The following is a 20999-nucleotide window of genomic DNA, read 5'->3' on the forward strand; positions in this document are numbered from 1 at the left end:
GCACTCCCTTCAGGATAAGGTGATATTCATCTCAGGAGGATGCCGCATGAAACATCTTAAAGCGGAACTCACGCTGGCGCTGGGTGAAGACATCAGCCGCCTTGAAATGATCAGCGAACACCCGCCGACCCGACTCTATGCCTTATACGATGGCGAGGGGCACCCGATGCCGCTGCTGGCGAAATATTTTCGTCATCAGGGGCGGGCGGCACTCGAAGCGCGCAAGCTGGCGCTGCTCGGGCCGGCCGGACTGATCGCGGTGCCGGTGGTCTATGGCGTCGTGATGAGCCAGCAGCCTCCGGTGCACGAACTGTTGCTGATGGCGCGGCTGAACGGCGTTTCGGCGGAGGTGCCCGCCCGCGATGCCCGGCGCTGGCAGCAGTTTTGTGAACAGGTGGTCGAGGGGCTGCTGGCCTGGCACCGGCTCGACAGCCACGGTCTGGTAGGCACGGTGGACAGTACCCAGCACAACAGCTGGCCCGCCTGGTATGCGCAACGGGTTGAAGTGTTGTGGGCGACGCTAAGTTATCTGCGTCCACCCGCCTTTACGCTGGAAGATCGCCAGATTCTGTTCCGCTGTCGGGCGCGGCTGGCACACCTGTTTCGCGACTTTGACGATCCCTGCGTGATGGTACACGGCAATGTCCGGCTGCAAAGTATGCTGAAAAACAGCCGCAGCGATCAGTTACTGGCGATGACCGAGCCAGGCACCATTCTGTGGGCGCCGCGGGAATATGATTTGATTCATCTGGATGATTCACCGGCGGAAACGGCGCTGCTACAGGCTTACCTGCAACGCGCGCCGCTGTCAGAGGGCTTTCTCTGGCGTCGCTGGGTTTATCAACTGTGGGACTGCATCGATCAACTGGTGCAGAGCGGGACGTTTAACCGCCCGCGGTTTGACCAGGCACACCGGCAGCTACTCCCCTGGCTTGGCTGAATCTTTCTGCTCTCCCTTTAACCGCTGCAAAATCGTGCCCAGCGATTCATAAACAGCCCGCTCACTGTGACTCAGCCAGAGGGAAGAGGGAATGGCGCGCTCCCAGCCGTTGAGCGGGGAAGTGATGGCCAGTTGGTTGGCGGGCGCGACTATCGGATTCAGCCCTGCGGCGTGGAAAAAACCCAGGGCGCGCGGCATATGATTGGCGGACGTGATCAGCATGAAAGGGCGATCGCCCACCACGCTTTTAACCGCCAGCGCTTCATCCGCCGTATCGCGGGGTTGATCAACCAACTGAATGTGGTCGCCCGGTACGCCCAGGCTCTCCGCGACCTGTGCGGCGACCCAGGCACTGCTTCTGGGATTGTTGCCGCCCGCCCCACCGGTAAAAATCAGGGTGGATTGCGGATCGCGTCGCCACTGACGTACCCCTTCTGCCACCCGAGGCAGACTGTTATTCAGCAGGTTTGAACTCGGCGCCCAGGCCGGGTTAAAGGTATAGCCTCCGCCCAGCACCACGATGTAATCCACTTTTTGCTCACCATTCCAGGTCGGATAGCGACTGTCGAGCGGTAACAGCAGCCGATCGGCCAGCGGTTGCAGGCTGAGCAGTAAAAGCAGCAGCCAGCTGACAGAGATCGCGATTTTGCCGCTTTTCTGCCAGCCGCTAAACCAAAGCAGTAAAATGCCCAACGCCATCAGCAAAAGCAGAAACGGCAGGGGTAATAGCAGGCCGCCGATCACTTTTTTCAGGGTAAATAACATCGAAAAAGAGTCCTGTTGTCCGAAAAAACAGCAGCCGGAAGCGAAGATGGGGATGAAAGGTTCATTCTTCTGGTGCCTGTGACAAAATAGCATAAGTCTCACCGCAGCATACCGGAGCGCATGCCATGCAGGATCGTAACTTTGACGATCTCGCGGATAAATTTTCGCAAAACATATACGGCACCACCAAAGGGCGGGTGCGTCAGGCGATCCTCTGGGATGAGCTGGAAACGATACTGCCCGGTCTTTCGCCACATCCGCTGTCGATACTCGACGCAGGCGGCGGCGTGGGCCAGGTCTCCAGCGGGCTGGCCGCGCGTGGCCACCAGATTCTGCTGTGCGATCTCTCCGGCGAGATGCTGCGCCGGGCGCAGGAAAATGCCGCGGCGCAGGGTGTGAGCCACAACATGCAATTCAGACAAATTAGCGCTCAGCAGGTGGGCGAACATTTGGATAAGCCGGTGGATCTGGTATTGTTTCACGCGGTGCTTGAATGGGTCGCCGAACCGGAGAAGGTGCTGAAAGCGTTGTTTGATCTGTTGCGTCCGGGCGGTGTGATGTCACTGATGTTTTACAATCTGCATGGCCTGACGTTGCGCACCTTAACGCTGGGCAACTTCGGGTATCTGCGCACCAACTTAACCAAACGTAAAAAGCGGACGCTGTCACCCGATTATCCGCGCGACCCCGATCAGGTCTATCGCTGGCTGGAAGCCTGTGGCTTTGTGATTGAGCAGCGTGCCGGTATCCGGGTATTCAGCGACTACATGAAGCCGCCGAAAGGCGAGCCAAAAAGCGACGACGAAATTATTGAGATGGAGCGGCGTTACTGTCGCCAGGAACCCTTTTTAAGCTTAGGGCGCTACATCCACGTGACCGCGCGTAAACCCGGGCAGAAGGACGAATTATGAGTGAAATATCCCAGACGGTACCGGAACTGGTATCCTGGGCGCGCAAAAATGACTTTTCCCTTGCGCTGCCAGTGGAACGTCTGGCCTTTTTGCTGGCGATCGCCACCCTGAACGGTGAGCGGATGGATGGCGAAATGAGCGAGGGCGACCTGATTGATGCTTTCCGACACGTCAGCAAAGCCTTCGAACAAACCCATGAAACCGTACTGGTTCGTGCCAATAACGCCATCAACGACATGGTGCGACAGCGCCTGCTCAACCGTTTTACCAGCGAAATCACCGAAGGCAACGCCATCTATCGCCTGACACCGCTGGCGATCGGTATTACCGACTACTACATCCGTCAGCGTGAATTTTCGACGCTGCGCCTGTCGATGCAACTCTCCATTGTGGCCAGTGAGCTGAAGCGTGCAGCGGATGCCGCGCAGGAAAACGGCGATGAGTTTCACTGGCATCGCAACGTCTTCGCGCCGCTGAAATATTCAGTGGCGGAGATCTTCGACAGCATCGACATGACCCAGCGGCTGATGGATGAGCAGCAGCAGGCGGTTAAAAATGACATCGCCGAACTGCTGAATAAAGACTGGCGCGCGGCGATCTCCAGCTGTGAAATGCTGCTCTCTGAGACCTCCGGGACGCTGCGTGAATTGCAGGATACGCTGGAGGCGGCAGGCGACAAGCTACAGGAAAATCTGCTGCGCATTCAGGATGCGACGCTCGACAGCCCGGATCTCGGCTTCGTCGATAAGCTGGTGTTTGACCTGCAAAGCAAACTTGACCGCATCACCAACTGGGGCCAGCAGGCGATCGACCTGTGGATCGGCTATGACCGTCACGTCCATAAATTTATTCGTACCGCCATCGACATGGATAAAAACCGCGTCTTTGCGCAGCGTCTGCGGGTGTCGGTGCAGAACTACTTTGATGCGCCGTGGGCGCTGACCTACGCCAACGCCGACCGTCTCTATGATATGCGCGACGACGCGCTGACGCTGCGTAACGACGAAGTGATGGGCGAGCTGCCGCCAGAGATGGAGTATGAAGAGATCAACGAAATCCGCGAGCAGCTGGCCGCGATGATTGAAGAGGCGCTACAGATCTACAAAGCGCAACAAAAACCGCTCAACCTCGCGTCAGTGATGCGCGACTACCTGGCCCAGTATCCCCGCGCCCGCCATTTTGACCTGGCGCGTATTGTGGTGGATCAGGCGGTGCGTCTTGGCGTAGCGGAAGCTGATTTAGCCGGTTTGCCTGTGGAATGGCAAGCCATCAATGATTACGGAGCCAAGGTGCAGGCACATGTCATCGACAAATATTGAACAAGTGATGCCGGTTAAGCTGGCACAGGCACTGGCCAACCCGATTTTCCCCGCGCTGGACAGCCAGTTACGCGCCGGACGCCACATCGGCATTGAAGAGCTGGATAACCACGCCTTTCTGATGGATTACCAGTCATTTCTCGAAGAGTTCTACAGCCGTTACCACGTTGAGTTAATCCGGGCGCCGGAAGGCTTTTTCTACCTGCGTCCGCGTTCAACCACGCTGATCCCGCGCTCGGTGCTCTCCGAGCTGGATATGATGGTCGGCAAGATCCTCTGCTATCTCTATCTCAGCCCGGAGCGGCTGGCGAACGAGGGTATCTTCACCCAGCAGGAGCTGTATGACGAACTGCTGTCGCTGGCCGATGAGAACCGGCTGCTGAAGCTGGTTAACCAGCGCTCAACCGGTTCCGATCTGGACCGCACCAAGCTACAGGAGAAAGTACGCGCCTCACTGAGCCGTTTACGCCGTCTGGGCATGGTCTGGTTTTTCGGCAATGACAGCAGCAAATTCCGCATCACTGAGTCGGTGTTCCGCTTTGGTGCCGACGTGCGCAGCGGTGACGATGCCCGTGAGGCGCAGCTCCGCCTGATTCGTGATGGCGAAGCGATGCTGCTGGAAAACGCCACCGCGCCGGTCGAGGCCGATGAAAGTGAAGGGCAGGAAGGCGACGCCAGTGAGAACGCAGAGGAACAACAGGCATGATTGAACGCGGAAAGTTTCGTTCGCTTACGCTGATCAACTGGAACGGCTTTTTTGCCCGTACTTTTGATCTTGATGAATTAGTCACCACGCTGTCAGGCGGCAACGGGGCCGGTAAGTCGACCACGATGGCGGCCTTTGTCACGGCGCTGATCCCCGATCTGACCCTGCTGCACTTCCGTAACACCACGGAAGCGGGCGCGACCTCAGGTTCACGCGATAAGGGCCTGCACGGTAAACTGCGGGCGGGCGTCTGCTACTCGATGCTGGACGTGGTCAACTCACGCCATCAGCGGGTGGTGGTCGGCGTGCGGCTGCAACAGGTCGCCGGACGCGACAAAAAGGTCGACATTAAACCTTTCAGTATCCACGGTCTGCCAACCGATACCAACCCGACCGATATGCTGACCGAGGTGCTCAACAGCCGTCAGGCGCGGGTGTTGCCGCTGAATGAGGTGAAAGAGCGGGTTGAGGCGCTGGAAGGGGTGCAGTTCCGCGCCTATAACTCCGTCACCGATTATCACGCCATGATGTTTGATCTCGGTGTGGTGCCGCGCCGCCTGCGTTCCGCCAGCGATCGCAGCAAGTTTTATCGCCTGATTGAAGCCTCGCTCTACGGCGGTATCTCCAGCGCGATTACCCGCTCGCTGCGTGACTACCTGCTGCCGGAAAACAGCGGGGTGCGCAAAGCCTTCCAGGACATGGAAGCGGCGCTGCGTGAAAACCGCATGACGCTGGAGGCGATCCGCGTGACCCAGTCCGATCGCGATCTGTTCAAGCATCTGATTTCAGAAGCGACCAGCTACGTCTCCGCGGACTACATGCGCCACGCCAACGAGCGTCGCGGCCATCTCGACAGCGCGCTCCAGCTGCGTAATGAGCTGTTCAGCAGCCGCAAACAGCTCGCCTCCGAGCAGTATCGTCACGTGGAGATGGCGCGTGAACTGGCGGAGCACAGCGGAGCGGAAAACGATCTCGAAATCGATTATCAGGCCGCCAGCGATCACCTCAATCTGGTGCAGACCGCGATGCGTCAGCAGGAGAAGATTGAGCGCTATGACGCTGATATTGAAGATCTGACGCTGCGGCTGGAAGAGCAGACCGAAGTCGTGGCGGAAGCGCGTGAAATTCAGGAAGAGAATGAAGCCCGTGCCGAAGCGGCGGAGCTGGAAGTCGATGAACTGAAAAGCCAGCTGGCCGATTTCCAGCAGGCGCTTGATGTGCAGCAGACCCGCGCCATCCAGTATCAGCAGGCGTTGCAGGCGCTGGAACGTGCCCGCACGCTCTGCCAGCTGCCCGACCTGACCATCGACAATGCCGCAGAGTGGCAGGAAAGTTTCCAGGCTAAAGAAGAAGAGGCGACCGAGCGGCTGCTGCATCTGGAGCAGAAGCTCAGCGTGGCGGAAGCGGCACACAGTCAGTTTGAGCAGGCGCTGGCGCTGGTCACCAGCATCGCCGGCAACGTTTCCCGGCAGGATGCGTGGCAAACCGGCCGCGAACTGCTGCGGGACGCCAGCAATCAGCGTCATCACGCTGAACAGCTCTCCTCATTACGTCTGCGTCTCAACGAACTGGAACAGCGGCTGCGCGAACAGCATGAAGCTGAGCGTCTGCTGGCGGAGTTCTGTAAACGTCAGGGCGCGCACTACGAAGCAGATGCGCTGGCGGGCCTGCAACAGGAGCTGGAAGCGCAGATTGAACAGCTGAACAGCAGCGTCGCCGATGCCGGTGAGCAGCGCATGATGATGCGTCAGGAGCTGGAGCAGCTGCGTGAACGCATTGCCGCGCTGACTGCCCGGGCGCCGCACTGGCTGGCCGCGCAGGAGATCCTGACCCAGCTCAGCGAACAGACCGGCCAGGCGCTGAGCAGCAGCCAGGACGTGACCGAATATATGCAGCAGCTGCTGGAGCGTGAGCGGGAAACCACCGTCGAGCGCGACGAGGTGGCGGCGCAAAAACGTGACATCGAGCAGCAGATCGAACGGCTCAGCCAGCCGGGCGGGGCTGAGGATGCGCGCCTGACTCAGCTGGCAGAACGTTTTGGCGGCGTGCTGCTGTCAGAAATTTATGATGATGTCACGCTGGATGATGCTCCCTACTTCTCCGCGCTCTATGGCCCGTCGCGGCATGCGATTGTGGTGCCCGATCTTTCCCGGGTGCGTGAGTTACTGGATGGACTGGAAGAGTGCCCGGAAGATCTCTATCTGATCGAGGGTGATCCTCAGTCCTTTGATGACAGCGTGTTCAGCGTCGACGAGCTGCAAAACGCGGTGGTGGTGAAGGTGGCGGAGCGTCAGTGGCGCTACTCCCGCTTTCCGAAAATACCGCTGTTTGGCCGCGCGGCGCGTGAAAATCAGCTGGAGTTACTGCACCTGGAGCGCGACAAGCTGGCTGAACGTTACGCCACCCTGTCGTTTGACGTGCAGAAAACCCAGCGACTGCACCAGTCATTCAGCCGCTTTATCGGCAGTCATCTGGCGGTCGCCTTTGACGCCGACCCGGAAGCACAGATCCGTCAGCTGGGCGCACGCCGTGGCGAACTGGAGCGGGCGCTTAACCAGCATGAAAGTAACAATCAGCAGCAGCGTCAGCAGTATGAGCTGGCGAAAGAGGGCGTGTCACAGTTAAACCGGCTGCTGCCGCGCGTCAATCTGCTGCTGGACGACACGCTGGCTGACCGCTGTGAAGAGATCCGTGAGCAGGTCGATGCGGCACAGGAGGCGGCGCGCTTCCTGCATCAGCACGGGGCGAAACTGGCGAAACTTGAGCCGATTATCGCGGTGTTGCAGAGCGATCCAGAGCAGCATGAGCAACTTCAGGCGGACTACCAGCAGGCGCAGCAGCAGCAGCGCAACGCGCGTCAGCAGGCGTTTGCGCTGACCGAAGTGGTGCAGCGTCGCGCCCACTTCAGCTACGACGACTCGGCCAGCATGCTGAATGGTAACAACGACCTCAGCGACAAACTGCGTCAGCGTCTGGAGCAGGCTGAGGGCGAACGCAGCCGCAGTCGTGACCGTCTGCGTGAACATCAGGCGCAGCTGACGCAATATACTCAGCTGCTGGCGTCACTGAAAAGTGCCTGGGACGCCAAGCGTGACATGCTGAAAGAGTTGCAGCAGGAGATGCAGGATATTGGCGTCCAGGCGGACGCCAGCGCGGAAGAGCGGGCGCGGGTCCGTCGTGATGAGCTTTACACGGCGCTGAGCCATAACCGCGCCCGCCGCAATCAGCTGGAGAAACAGCTGACCTTCTGCGAAGCGGAGATGGATAACCTGCAAAAGCGCCTGCGTCAGCTGGAGCGGAATTATCATCAGGTGCGTGAGCAGGTGGTCAGCGCCAAAGCGGGCTGGTGCACGGTGCTGCGTCTGGTGAAAGAGAATGGCGTGGAACGTCGTCTGCATCGCCGCGAGTTAGCCTATCTGAGCGGGGATGAGCTGCGATCGATGTCGGATAAAGCGCTGGGTGCGCTGCGTCTGGCGGTGGCGGACAACGAACATCTGCGCGATGTGCTGCGGCTGTCGGAAGATCCGAAACGCCCGGAACGTAAAATCCAGTTCTTTATTGCGGTTTATCAGCATCTGCGCGAACGCATTCGCCAGGATATTATTCGCACTGACGATCCGGTCGAGGCGATTGAGCAGATGGAGATCGAGCTGAACCGCCTGACGGAAGAGCTGACGGCGCGTGAACAGATGCTGGCGATCAGCTCCCGCAGCGCGGCCAATATCATCCGCAAAACCATTCAGCGTGAGCAGAACCGCATCCGCCAGCTGAACCAGGGTTTGCAGACCGTCAGTTTTGGTCAGGTGCGCAGCGTGCGGCTCAACGTGAACGTGCGTGAAACCCACGCCATGCTGCTGGATACGCTGTCGGAAGAGCATGAGCAGCATCAGGATCTGTTTAACAGCAATCGCCTGACCTTCTCGGAAGCGCTGGCGAAGCTCTATCAGCGTCTCAATCCGCACATCGACATGGGTCAGCGCACGCCGCAGACCATCGGTGAGGAGCTGCTGGACTACCGCAACTATCTGGAGATGGAAGTGGAAGTTAACCGCGGTTCCGATGGCTGGCTGCGCGCAGAGAGCGGTGCGCTCTCTACCGGTGAAGCGATCGGTACCGGTATGTCGATTCTGGTGATGGTGGTGCAGAGCTGGGAAGAGGAATCACGGCGTCTGCGCGGCAAAGATATTTCACCCTGCCGCCTGCTGTTCCTCGATGAAGCGGCGCGTCTCGATGCCCGTTCCATCGCCACGCTGTTTGAGCTGTGTGAGCGACTGGAGATGCAGCTGGTGATTGCGGCGCCGGAAAACATCAGCCCGGAGAAAGGCACCACCTACAAACTGGTGCGTAAGGTCTTTAACAATACCGAGCATGTGCATGTGGTTGGGCTGCGCGGCTTTGCTGCCGATCCTTCCCCGGTGCGCAGAGAGAGCGAAGCGGATGCGCTGCCCGATTTAACCGCGGAAAAATCGCAGGCGGAAACGTAGTCAAAAACTGAACCATTCGTTAATCTGGTCACGGCATTTGTCGCATGAGGCAAATGCCGTTTTTGTTTGTATACTCAACATTATGAGTCACGACGCGGTCGCAGCGGTTTCAGGGAACGCTGCGGAGTTGAACAGAGAGGGGGCAGGGATGTTGCGGTCAAAAAAATTACATCATCATCGCGTTGTATCATGGTTAGCGCTGGCGCTAACCGTTGTTCCATTTACGCTACCGCAGGCCGCGGTCATTGCCGCCATGCCAGGCACCACTCAGGCGAGGATCTCCGTTACCGAAAGTCAGCAGCGTATCCGCCAGGCTTTTTCCAGCGCCGATCAACCTTTTTATCTGGCGCCGCTGGCAACGCTTTATGCCTCACGCCATATGCAGCCGATCTGGCAGAATCGCCAGGCGGTACAGAATTTCCAGCAGCAGCTTGCCGAGGTCGCGCTTTCTGGTGTCCAGCCTCAGTTCACCCGTTGGATTGAGCGGCTGACCGATCCGGCCATCACCGGCTTTGCCCGTGACGTGGCGCTGTCAGATGCGATGCTGGGCTACCTGCAATTTGTCTCCAGCGTCCCGACCCAGGGTGAAACCTGGCTCTACAGCAACGTGCCTTACAGGCTGACGCAGCCGTCCGTGGCGGTCGTCAATCAGTGGCAGAATGCGGTTAACGCCGGATCGGACACGACCTTTATCGCTTCATTACAGCCGCAGCATCCCCAGTATCAGCCGATGCATGCCGCGCTGAAAACGCTGCTGAGCGATAAGCGCCCCTGGCCGCAGCTGAAAAATGCGGAAACCCTGCGTCCGGGCCAGGTCAGTGATGATGTGCCGGCGCTGCGTGAAATTTTACAGCGCAGCGGCATGTTAACCGCGTCGGTTAAAGCCCCAACACCGGATGATGACGCGGTGCCGGTCGCCAGCGTCCCGGTCAGCCACAGCGATCAGCCGGTAGTTGTCTCACCTTCTGCCACGCCGCTGAGCGAGCTGCCTGCGCCATCCCCGCAGTCGCCGGGTAATGTCCAGAGTCTGACGCTGGAGAATAATAGCGCCAATATTTATGACGAAACGCTGGTGGCAGCGGTAAAACGCTTTCAGCAGTGGCAGGGCCTGGATGGCGATGGCGCGATTGGTGCCAGAACGCGGCAGTGGCTTAACGTCTCGCCACAAATGCGCGCTTCACTGCTGGCGCTCAATATTCAGCGTCTGCGCCTGCTGCCGGATGATATGCATAACGGCATCATGGTGAACATCGCCAACTACTCGCTGACCTACTACAACAACGGCAATAAAATCCTCTCTTCGCGGGTGATTGTCGGCCGTCCTGACCGCAAAACGCCGCTGATGCGCAGCGCGCTGAATAATGTCGTGCTGAATCCGCCGTGGAACGTGCCAACTACGCTGGTGCGTAAAGACATCATTCCCAAGGTGAAGCAGGATCCCACTTATCTCTACAAACATGGCTATACGCTGCTGTCGGGCTGGAGTGCCGATGCGGAAGTAATCGATCCCAGCATGATCGACTGGCGGATGGTTTCAGCCTCATCCTTTCCCTATCGCCTGATTCAGGCACCGGGGCAGATGAACGCGCTGGGACGCTACAAATTTAACATGCCGAGTTCGGATGCGATCTATCTGCATGACACACCGAACCACAATCTGTTTCAGCGCGACATCCGGGCGCTCAGCTCAGGCTGCGTGCGGGTGAATAAAGCTTCTGAACTGGCGGGCCTGTTGTTGCAGGATGCAGGCTGGAACGACTCCCGTATCTCCAGCACGCTGAAAGAGGGTGACACCCGCTATGTGCCGATTCGTCATCGTATTCCGGTCAATCTCTACTACCTGACCGCCTGGGTGGCTGATGATGGCAAACCGCAGTTCCGCACAGATATTTACAATTATGATGATACCGCCCGTTCAGGCAGCAAGGCACTGAACCGGGCTCAGCAACTGCTGCTCTAGTCATTGATTTTGCATTATTCGCCGCATCCCGACGGTTAAAAAAAGGTGAATCCTCTGGCGATGTCGTCTGGCATCGCTTTCCAAACCTGACCTGGATGGGTTGACGGTCCCCTGAGAGAAAGTTATGGTTCGGCCTGTGCGCTTTTTGCACATTTCTATGGCTTCACTCTCAGGTAATACGCTACATGTCTACTATTGATTCTTTTCGTCGCAAACTACTGCTGTGCGGTAGCGCCACCGCTGGCCTGGCCCTGCTGCCAACGTCTGCAATGGCCTCACTTTCAACGTCTCGCCCGCGTGTATTGATGCTTAATAATCTTCACACCGGTGAAACCCTTAAAACTGAGTTTTTTAATGGTAAGAGCTACGACAAGGATGAGTTGTCACGACTAAATCACTTTTTCCGCGATTACCGCGCCAATAAAGTGAAAAGCATCGATCCGCATCTGTTTGATCAAATCTTCCGCTTGCAGGCGTTGCTGGGCATGCGTAAACCGATCCAGCTGGTGTCGGGCTATCGTTCACTGGCGACCAACAATATGTTGCGCGAGAGCGGCCCAGGGGTGGCGAAACACAGCTATCACACCAAGGGTCAGGCGATGGACTTCCATATTGAGGGCGTTTCCTTAGCCAATGTACGCAAAGCGGCGTTATCTCTGCGCGCCGGTGGTGTAGGATATTATCCTCGCAGCAACTTTGTGCACATTGATACCGGGCCGGTCAGGCACTGGTAACGACGCCGGCAACGCTGCGTGAGCCGGCCATGGAGCGTTATGAACTACCACATTATTCCTGTTACCGCCTTTGCGCAGAACTGTTCGGTTATCTGGTGCGAAACGACGCATGAAGCCGCACTGGTCGATCCCGGTGGCGATGCCGGATTGATCAGGCAAACGCTGGAGCAACGTAAACTGAAGCCGGCGCAGATCCTGCTGACCCACGGCCATCTCGATCATGTCGGGGCCGCAGTGGAACTCGCCGCCTTTTATCAGATCCCGATTGTCGGTCCGCAAAAGCGTGATGCATTCTGGCTGGAGGCGTTGCCAACCCAGAGCCGGATGTTCGGGCTTGAGGAGTGCGCGCCTTTTACTCCCGATCGCTGGCTGGAAGAGGGGGAAAGCGTTCAGGTAGGGCTGACCACGCTGGAAGTCCTGCACTGTCCGGGACACTCGCCTGGCCATGTCGTTTTCTTTGATCGGCCGGGACGGCTGCTGATTTCAGGGGACGTGATTTTCAATGGCGGCGTGGGACGTACAGACTTCCCACAGGGCGACCATCAGCAGTTGATTGATGCTATCCGCACCAAATTGCTGCCGCTGGGCGATGATGTCACCTTTGTACCAGGTCACGGCCCCATCTCTACCCTGGGGCATGAGCGCCTTACCAATCCTTTCCTGCAATAAAAAATGGGCCATCAGGCCCATTTTTCTATACTGCTGTCGTTACAGCACCGCGACAATCGCTTCGCACAGCGCCGACATATTATCGGGCGTCATGCCTGCCACGTTGACCCGGCCGGAGTTCACGGCGTAGACACCAAACTCATCGCGCAGGCGAATCACCTGCTCTTTGGTCAACCCACTGAACGAGAACATGCCGTTCTGCTTGATGATAAAGCTGAAGTCACGCTGCGCGCCTTTTTCCGCCAGAGTGTTTACAAACAGCTGGCGCATGCGCTGAATGCGCTGGCGCATATCGGACAGCTCCTGCTCCCAGATGGTACGCAGCGTTTCATTGCCCAGAATGGTGGCGACGATGGCCGCGCCATGCGCCGGTGGGTTGGAGTAGTTGGCACGAATGGTGTATTTCACCTGGCTGAATGCGGTATCTGCCACGCTGGCTTCCGCCGCCACCAGGGTGATGGCACCCACACGCTCGTTATACAGGCCGAAGTTCTTGGAGTAAGAGCTGGCGACAATCAGTTCCTGATGCGAGGCGGCAAAAATACGCAGGCCTTCGGCATCTTCATCCAGACCACGGGCAAAGCCCTGATAGGCGAAGTCGAACAACGGCAGCCAGCCATTGGCCTGTGAAAGCTGAGCCAGCTGTTGCCACTGCTCCGCTGTCGGATCGATACCGGTCGGGTTATGGCAGCAGCCGTGGAACAACACCACGTCGCCAGGCTGCACCTGTTTCAGTGACGCGACCATTCCCTCGAAATCCAGCGTGTGATTTTCCGCGTCGTAATAGTGGTATTCACAGACTTCAAGGCCGGCAGCATTAAACACATTTTTATGGTTTGGCCAGCTCGGATTACTGATCCAGACTCGCCTGACCGATGTTTGGGTCGCAAGGAAATCCGCCGCAATGCGCAATGCGCCAGTGCCACCCGGCGTCTGGGCAGTGCGTGCCCGGCTGGCGGCGATCAGTGGGCTGTCGTTGCCGAACAGCAGTGCCTGGGTGCAGCGGGCGAAATCCGCCAGACCATCAATGCTGAGATAGTTTTTGGTAGTTTCGTTTTCCAGCAAATACTGCTCGGCTTTTTTAACGCTGGTCAGCACCGGGGTCTTGCCGGTTTCGTCTTTATAGACGCCGATACCCAGGTTAATTTTGCCGGGGCGGTCGTCAGCGCGAAACAGATCGGCCAGCCCGAGAATAGGATCGGCGGGTGCAGCAGAGATCGATTCAAACATGTGTCAGGTCCATTAGCGTGAACTTTAGCAAGAGAGCTCTCAGGTTAGCGTCACACCAGGCAAATGCCAACCGTTTGCGAGACTAATTCGTGCATTTTACGGCGTGAACAGGGAGGCGGAGAAAAGTAGACGCGGTGGCGGCGTAAAAGGAGGACAGAACAGTGACCAGCAAATGGCAGAGATAAAAAAACGGGGCCATAGGCCCCGTTTTGAAAACATGTGTAAAGCGGAATCAGAACTGGTAAACCAGGCCCACACCAACCACGTCGTCTGTGTTCAGACCCAGTGGGTTGTCGTCATTCAGCTGGTTGATTTTGTAATCAACATAGGTAGACATGTTTTTGTTGAAGTAGTAGGTTGCGCCCACATCGAAGTATTTAACCAGGTCCGCATCGCCTACGCCTTCAATGTCCTTGCCTTTAGACTGAACGTAGGCAAGGGATGGACGCAGACCGAAGTCGAACTGATACTGTGCAACCAGCTCAATGTTCTGTGCTTTGTTTGCAAACGCAGTAAAGTCACCGGAATTGATTGGAGTTGAGTTGCGGGTCTCACCGTACATGGCAGCCAGGTAGACATTGTTAGCATCGTACTTAAGTGCGGTTGCCCAGTTTTCAGCACGTTTACCTGCGCCAACACCAGTGCCTACATCGGTATTAGTATCGGTATTACGAACGGTACCAGCCGACTGTGCGTTGGTACGGTCGCTGCTGCTGTATGCTGCTGCGAAGCCCACACCGATAGGTGATGTATAAGTTGTAGATACGCCGTAGCCATCGCCGTTAGCACGACGGATGTCTGCGCGGTCGTTTTTACCCTGATACTGAGCTGCGAAGTCCCAGCCATCAACCAGACCAAAGAAGTTGGTGTTGCGGTAGGTCAGCAGACCGGTGCTGCGGCCGTTCATGAAGTTATCTGAATATCCTGAGTCGCCACCGAACTCTGGCAGCATATCGGTCCAGCCGATTGCATCATAAACCACACCATAGTTACGGCCGTAGTCGATTGAGCCAGCGTCACCGAATTTCAGACCGGCAAAGCCCAGACGGGTTTTGTTGCCGTTTTGTGCATCAGAACCTTCAGAGTTGTTCGCCTGAATGTTGTATTCCCACTGGCCGTAACCGGTCAGTTGATCGTTAATCTGGGTTTCGCCTTTGAAGCCAAAGCGGACGTAAGAATTGTCACCGTCATTACTTGCGTCGTCAGAGAAGTAATGCAGACCAACAGCTTTACCGTACAGGTCCAGTTTGTTGCCGTCTTTGTTATAGATTTCGGCAGCGTTTGCTGCGCCGGCGGCTAACAGAGCAGGGATAACCACTGCAAGAATATTGCGCTTCATCATTATTCATTACCCTCATTGGAGTTATTTGTACACCTGCCACTGCCGTCAAGAAACCTTTACGGGAACCCTGAGAGAAGTTTGGTGTCTTCCTGTGTCTGCACGCATCTTTCCATCCCCCCAGCTCTATTTCTACCTCGAAAATGCTACTAAAGTCGTAATCTGGTTTCTAAAGGAAAATATGTATTACAAAATGTAAAAAATACGGAACTTTGTGAGAGAACTCAAAATTTACAAAAATAAAAAAAGGCCGGCAGTGCCGACCTCTTTATATATATGAATTTCTTATAATTAATCTTAAATTTTAGAAACTCGCGTTGCGTGGCGTGCGCGGGAAGGGGATAACGTCCCTGACATTCTGTACGCCAGTTACATAGGCGATTAAACGTTCAAAGCCCAATCCGAAGCCTGAATGGGGAACCGTACCGTAGCGACGCAGGTCACGATACCACCAGTAATCTTCTTTATTCAGACCCATCTCTTCCAGACGCGCGTCCAGTACATCAAGACGCTCTTCACGCTGTGAACCGCCAATAATCTCACCAATGCCAGGCGCCAGCACATCCATCGCCGCCACGGTTTTACCATCGTCGTTCAGGCGCATATAGAACGCTTTAATGTCTTTCGGATAGTTTTTCACCACAACCGGCGCTTTAAAGTGTTTCTCCGCCAGATAGCGTTCATGTTCGGAAGAGAGATCGATGCCCCAGGAGACCGGGTTCTCGAACGTCTGACCGCAGTTCATCAGGATTTCAACCGCATCGGTATAGTTGACCTGGGCAAAATCAGTGGTAATGAAACGCTGTAAGCGCTCAACCGCCTCTTTGTCGACACGCTCAGCAAAGAAGGCCATATCATCAGCGCGCTCTTCCAGCACCGCGCTGAACACATATTTCAGCATCGCTTCGGCCAGTGCGGCGGCATCATCCAGCGACGCAAAGGCAATTTCCGGCTCCAGCATCCAGAATTCCGCCAGGTGACGGCTGGTGTTGGAGTTCTCAGCGCGGAACGTCGGGCCAAAGGTATAGATTTTCGACAGGGCGCTGGCATAGGTTTCGCCGTTCAGCTGACCCGATACGGTCAGGAACGCCTCTTTACCAAAGAAGTCTTCGCTGAAGTCAACTTTACCCTGATCGTTACGCGGCAGGTTTTCCAGATCCAGTGTGGAGACCCGGAACATTTCACCCGCGCCTTCGGTATCTGAGGCGGTGATCAGCGGCGTGGAGACCCAGAAATAGCCGTTTTCGTCGAAGAAACGATGCAGCGCCTGCGCCAGAGTATGGCGAACGCGGGCAACCGCGCCAATCAGATTGGTGCGCGGGCGCAGGTGAGCCACTTCACGCAGATACTCGATGCTGTGGCGTTTCGCCGCCATCGGGTAGCTGTCGGGATCTTCCACCCAGCCCACCACTTCCAGCGCGGTCGCCTGAATCTCGAACGCCTGGCCCTGACCCGGCGAGGCCACCACTTTACCGGTGACGATCACGGAACAACCGGTGGTCAGACGCAGCACTTCATCCTGATAATTATTCAGAGAATTATTGACGACAGCCTGAACGGGATTAAAGCAGGAGCCGTCATAGACAGCGATGAAGGAAAGACCGGCTTTGGAATCTCTTCGGGTACGCACCCAACCACGTACGGTGACTTCACTGTCAACCGCGACGCGACCGTGCAGTACGTCCGCTACAGGCACTACGCTCATAAATATCTCTCTATATAGAAGAAGTGAGTAAAAAAGTTGCCCCATCCGGGGTTTTGCTATGTTACTTGCGAGTCTTCAGGAAACAAGCAAAATTCGGGCGGAAAGGCAGATTTATTACGGCAGAGGCGGGGCGCTTTCACGCCCCGTGAAGAGAAGAGTTAACTCGCTTTTTTCACCAGCGGCAGGTCGAACGCCTTGCGCAGAGCTTTGACAAAGGCTTTATCCTGGCAGATGGTTTTACCCGGACTGTCAGAGAGTTTCGCTACTGGCTTGCCGTTACACTGCACCAGTTTGATCACAATATTCAGCGGGGTGACACCGGGAATATCGCAGGTCAGGCGGGTTCCGATGCCAAAAACGACATTGGTGCGCTGACCAAAGTGACGGTAAAGCGCCAGTGCTTTGTCGAGATTTAAGTTGTCGGAAAAGACCAGCGTTTTACTTTGCGGATCGATGCCCAGCTTCTGATAGTGGGCGAGGGCTTTCTCTCCCCACTCCACCGGATCGCCGGAATCGTGGCGCAGCCCCTGATAACGCCGGGCAAATACCGGACCGAAATCACGCAGGAAGGCATCCATAGCGATGCAATCGGTGAGGGCGATACCCAGCTGGTCGTCATATTCATCCAGCCACGCCTGAAGGGCAGCGCGCTGGCTGTTGGCCAGTACCGGACTGATCTGCTGGAACGCCTGGAACCACTCGTGGGCCTGGGTGCCCACCGGCGTCAGGGAGAGGCGGCGCGCCAGGTCATAGTTGCTGGTGCCAATCAGCCACGGAAAATCCTGTTTCAGCGTTGAGACGATCGACTGCTGCACATCCTGCGAGTAGCGACGGCGGGTGCCGAAATCCATCAGGCGGAAGCGCGACATATCGAGATCGGCCACCTGGCGGGTAAAGTCGCCGAGTTTGTGATGTAAATGGTCAATCGCCTGCTGGGTCGTCACCTGCGGCGTGCGATGCCGGTGCACAATCTCACTGATCAAGGCCAGCAAGGGCACCTCCCACAATATCACCTCACGCCACGGCCCCTGAATACGAATATCCAGTCTGCCGTGGTGATTACGCACCTCAACCTGATCCGGGTTGTAGCGGAACTGGCGCAGCCAGCTCAGGTAATCCTGATGGAAAAAGGGCAGATGAGACAACCAGACCGCTTCATCATCGGTCAGCGCCAGGCTGTGCATTGCGGTTATCGCGTCACGAATTTCGTCAGCGTAGAGACCCAGCAGTTCGTCGCCGCGGCAGCGAAACTCCGCCGCCACCGTTACATCCGGGTAGCGGTGGAACACGGCTTGCTGCATATGGAGCTTATAGGCGTCCGTATCCAGCAGCGAGGTCAGTATCGGGGAAGCATGTCCTGTCATGGCGCGTTTCAGCATCCTGTTCGGTGGCGCAGAGCCCGGTGTTGTATAAAGTCGTAAAGACGCAGAAGTATAATTCACTCTCTGAAGCCGATCACAGCATATTTCAGTCCAGCGGGTCGAGGCCAATCTGTGCCTTTGTTAACAAAGTGTAGCCATTTCACGCTTCAGCTGCATTGTGCGTGGCAAGCTGGAAGTAACCAGCTTAGACTTTGCCGGTAAACTTATAACAACGCGAGACGCCATATGACGCAACAGCCCCAAATCAAGTATCGCCACGATTACCGTGCGCCTGATTACACCATTACCGACATTGATTTAACCTTTGAACTGGATGCGTCCACCACCCGTGTCACGGCCATCAGTCAGGTTAAACGGCTCGGTGCCAGCCAGAGCGATCTGCGGCTGGACGGTGAAGCGTTAACGCTGATTGCGCTTGAAGTCGACGGACAGCCCTGGAGCGCTTTCCGGGAAGAGGAGGGCGCGCTGGTGATCAGCCAGCTGCCGCAGAGTTTCACGCTGAAAATCATCAATGATATTCACCCGGATCAGAACAGCGCGCTGGAAGGGTTATATCAATCGGGCGAGGCGCTCTGTACCCAGTGTGAGGCGGAAGGTTTCCGTCATATCACCTGGTATCTCGATCGTCCCGACGTGCTGGCCCGTTTTACCACCACGATTTATGCCGACGGTGAGCGCTATCCGTTCCTGCTCTCCAACGGCAACCGCCTCGACAGCGGGCGTGACGAGCAGGGTCGCAGCTGGGTGAAGTGGCAGGACCCGTTCCCGAAACCCTGCTATCTGTTTGCGCTGGTGGCCGGTGATTTCGACGTGCTGCGTGACAGTTTCACCACCCGTTCGGGGCGTGACGTGGCGCTGGAGATCTTTGTCGATCGCGGCAATCTCGACCGCGCTGACTGGGCGATGACCTCACTGAAAAACAGCATGAAGTGGGATGAAGAGCGTTTCGGTCTCGAATATGACCTCGACATTTTTATGATCGTGGCGGTCGATTTCTTCAACATGGGCGCGATGGAGAATAAAGGCCTTAACGTCTTCAATGCCAAATATGTGCTGGCTAAAGCGGAGACCGCCACTGACAAAGATTACCTCGGTATTGAAGCGGTGATCGGCCACGAATATTTCCATAACTGGACCGGCAACCGCGTCACCTGCCGCGACTGGTTCCAGCTCAGCCTGAAAGAGGGGCTGACGGTGTTCCGCGATCAGGAGTTCAGCTCAGACCTGGGTTCACGCGCGGTGAACCGCATTGATAATGTGCGTATCGTGCGCGGGGCGCAGTTTGCGGAAGATGCCAGCCCGATGGCACACCCGATCCGCCCGGATCAGGTCATCGAGATGAACAACTTCTACACTCTGACGGTGTATGAAAAAGGGTCAGAAGTGATCCGTATGATGCACACCCTGTTGGGTGAAGAGAATTTCCAGAAAGGCATGCGGCTCTATTTTGATCGCCATGACGGCAGCGCCGCTACCTGTGATGACTTTGTTCAGGCGATGGAAGATGCCTCTAACGTCGATCTGTCGCAGTTCCGCCGCTGGTACAGCCAGTCCGGTACGCCGGTGCTGACGGTGCGCGACGATTACAATCCTGAGCTGGAGCAGTACACGCTGCATGTCACCCAGCACACGCCAGCGACTGCCGATCAGAAAGAGAAGCTGCCGCTGCATATCCCGCTGGATATCGAGCTTTATGACGGCGAAGGCAAGGTGATCCCGCTACAGAATAACGGTCATCCAGTACATCATGTGCTGAATGTCACCGAAGAGTTCCAGACCTTTATTTTCGATAATGTCTACTTCCAGCCGGTGCCGTCGCTGCTGCGTGAATTTTCTGCTCCGGTGAAGCTCGATTATAAATGGAGCGATGCTCAGCTCACCTTCCTGATGCGCCATGCACGCAACGACTTCTCCCGCTGGGATGCGGCTCAGAGCCTGCTGGCGACCTATATTCGTCTGAATGTCGCCCGCTATCAGCAGGGCCAGCATCTGTCGCTGCCGCTGCATGTGGCTGACGCGTTCCGGGCGGTGCTGCTCGACACCGACTGCGATCCGGCCCTGACGGCGCTGATCATGACGCTGCCGTCGGAAAATGAGATTGCCGAACTGTTTGATACTATCGATCCGCAGGCGATTGCACTGGTGCGGGACGCCTTGCAACGCACGCTGGCCCGCGAACTGGCCGATGAGTTCTTTGCGATATACAACGCGAATAAGCAGGATGAATATCGCGTCGAGCATGCCGCCATTGGTCAGCGCAGCCTGAAGAATGTCTGCCTGAGCTATCTCGCCTTCAGCGACGCGCAGCTGGCGGACAAACTGGTGCAGGCGCAGTATCAGCAGGCGACCAACATGACCGATGCGCTGGCGGCTCTGTCAGCGGCGGTGGCAGCCCAGCTGCCGTGCCGTGATGCACTGCTGGCGGCCTACGATGAGCGCTGGCATCAGGATGGTCTGGTGATGGATAAGTGGTTTGTGCTACAGGCGACCAGTCCAGCGGCCAATGTGATGCGCAACGTACGTCAGTTGCTGAATCACCGCTCTTTCAGCATGGGCAACCCGAACCGGGTTCGTTCACTGATCGGCGCTTTCGCCTCGGCGAATCCGGCCGCGTTCCATGCCAAAGATGGCAGTGGCTATAAGTTCCTGGTGGAGATGCTGACCGATCTCAACACCCGCAACCCACAGGTTGCCGCACGGATGGTGGAGCCGTTGATTCGCCTGAAACGATACGACGAACAGCGTCAGGCAATGATGCGCCAGGCGCTGGAGCAGCTGCTGGCGCTGGATAAACTCTCTGGCGATCTCTATGAGAAGATCACCCGGGCGCTGAACGCCTGATAACACAAGGCGGA

At 56.8% G+C, this 20999-nt stretch carries 14 protein-coding genes; 9 read left to right on the plus strand and 5 right to left on the minus strand.

Going from position 1 to position 20999, the window contains the following annotated elements; translation table 11 throughout:
• Positions 1–46: 46 nt before the first annotated feature.
• A complete protein-coding gene (locus ACCW71_RS00880) occupies positions 47–940 on the plus strand; it encodes a phosphotransferase (RefSeq protein WP_436368988.1) in 894 nt (297 codons plus the stop codon).
• Here the strand turns inward: ACCW71_RS00880 and elyC are convergent.
• The gene (gene elyC / locus ACCW71_RS00885; RefSeq protein WP_436368989.1) at positions 920–1705 is read right to left on the minus strand and encodes an envelope biogenesis factor ElyC; all 786 of its coding nucleotides are present in this window, start codon (positions 1703–1705) and stop codon (positions 920–922) included. The two genes, ACCW71_RS00880 and elyC, sit on opposite strands and share 21 nt — an antisense overlap.
• A 125-nt stretch (positions 1706–1830) precedes the next feature.
• Here elyC and cmoM point away from each other — a divergent pair, with 125 nt between their 5' ends.
• From cmoM to ACCW71_RS00920, 7 genes are all read left to right on the plus strand, one after another.
• The gene (gene cmoM / locus ACCW71_RS00890; protein ID WP_436368991.1) at positions 1831–2616 is read left to right on the plus strand and encodes a tRNA uridine 5-oxyacetic acid(34) methyltransferase CmoM; all 786 of its coding nucleotides are present in this window, start codon (positions 1831–1833) and stop codon (positions 2614–2616) included.
• Positions 2613–3935 carry a chromosome partition protein MukF gene (gene mukF / locus ACCW71_RS00895; protein ID WP_436368993.1) on the plus strand — a complete coding sequence of 441 codons (1323 nt, stop codon included), beginning with the start codon at positions 2613–2615 and terminating at the stop codon, positions 3933–3935. The genes cmoM and mukF overlap by 4 nt, the downstream gene beginning before the upstream one ends.
• Positions 3916–4641: a chromosome partition protein MukE gene (gene mukE / locus ACCW71_RS00900; protein ID WP_436368995.1), complete on the plus strand. Its 726-nt coding sequence runs from the start codon at positions 3916–3918 to the stop codon at positions 4639–4641. Before mukF ends, mukE begins: the two co-directional genes overlap by 20 nt.
• Positions 4638–9125: a chromosome partition protein MukB gene (gene mukB, locus ACCW71_RS00905; RefSeq protein ID WP_436368997.1), complete on the plus strand. Its 4488-nt coding sequence runs from the start codon at positions 4638–4640 to the stop codon at positions 9123–9125. The genes mukE and mukB overlap by 4 nt, the downstream gene beginning before the upstream one ends.
• Positions 9126–9273: 148 nt before the next feature.
• On the plus strand, positions 9274–11085 hold the full coding sequence (gene ldtD / locus ACCW71_RS00910) for a L,D-transpeptidase (RefSeq protein WP_436368998.1): 1812 nt from the start codon (positions 9274–9276) through the stop codon (positions 11083–11085).
• A gap of 185 nt (positions 11086–11270) precedes the next feature.
• Positions 11271–11819: a DUF882 domain-containing protein gene (locus ACCW71_RS00915; RefSeq protein ID WP_436369000.1), complete on the plus strand. Its 549-nt coding sequence runs from the start codon at positions 11271–11273 to the stop codon at positions 11817–11819.
• A gap of 39 nt (positions 11820–11858) precedes the next feature.
• Complete coding sequence (locus ACCW71_RS00920; protein WP_436369001.1) at positions 11859–12488, plus strand: MBL fold metallo-hydrolase; 630 nt, start codon at positions 11859–11861, stop codon at positions 12486–12488.
• Between the two features lie 39 nt (positions 12489–12527).
• On the opposite strand, the gene ACCW71_RS00925 is transcribed toward ACCW71_RS00920, so the two are convergent.
• The 4 genes from ACCW71_RS00925 to pncB form a co-directional block, all read right to left on the minus strand.
• Complete coding sequence (locus ACCW71_RS00925) at positions 12528–13718, minus strand: amino acid aminotransferase (protein ID WP_436369003.1); 1191 nt, start codon at positions 13716–13718, stop codon at positions 12528–12530.
• Between the two features lie 232 nt (positions 13719–13950).
• Positions 13951–15060, minus strand: a complete 1110-nt coding sequence (ompF, locus tag ACCW71_RS00930) for a porin OmpF (RefSeq protein WP_436369004.1) — start codon at positions 15058–15060, stop codon at positions 13951–13953.
• A gap of 301 nt (positions 15061–15361) precedes the next feature.
• Positions 15362–16762 carry an asparagine--tRNA ligase gene (gene asnS / locus ACCW71_RS00935; protein ID WP_436369005.1) on the minus strand — a complete coding sequence of 467 codons (1401 nt, stop codon included), beginning with the start codon at positions 16760–16762 and terminating at the stop codon, positions 15362–15364.
• 158 nt (positions 16763–16920) lie between these two features.
• The gene (gene pncB / locus ACCW71_RS00940) at positions 16921–18126 is read right to left on the minus strand and encodes a nicotinate phosphoribosyltransferase (RefSeq protein ID WP_436369006.1); all 1206 of its coding nucleotides are present in this window, start codon (positions 18124–18126) and stop codon (positions 16921–16923) included.
• Between the two features lie 243 nt (positions 18127–18369).
• Between pncB and pepN the strand changes: the two genes are divergently transcribed.
• Positions 18370–20985, plus strand: a complete 2616-nt coding sequence (gene pepN / locus ACCW71_RS00945) for an aminopeptidase N (protein ID WP_436369007.1) — start codon at positions 18370–18372, stop codon at positions 20983–20985.
• Positions 20986–20999: the final 14 nt, after the last annotated feature.

It is taken from the genome of Pantoea sp. C2G6, assembly GCF_051336815.1.
Classification (GTDB): domain Bacteria; phylum Pseudomonadota; class Gammaproteobacteria; order Enterobacterales; family Enterobacteriaceae; genus Pantoea.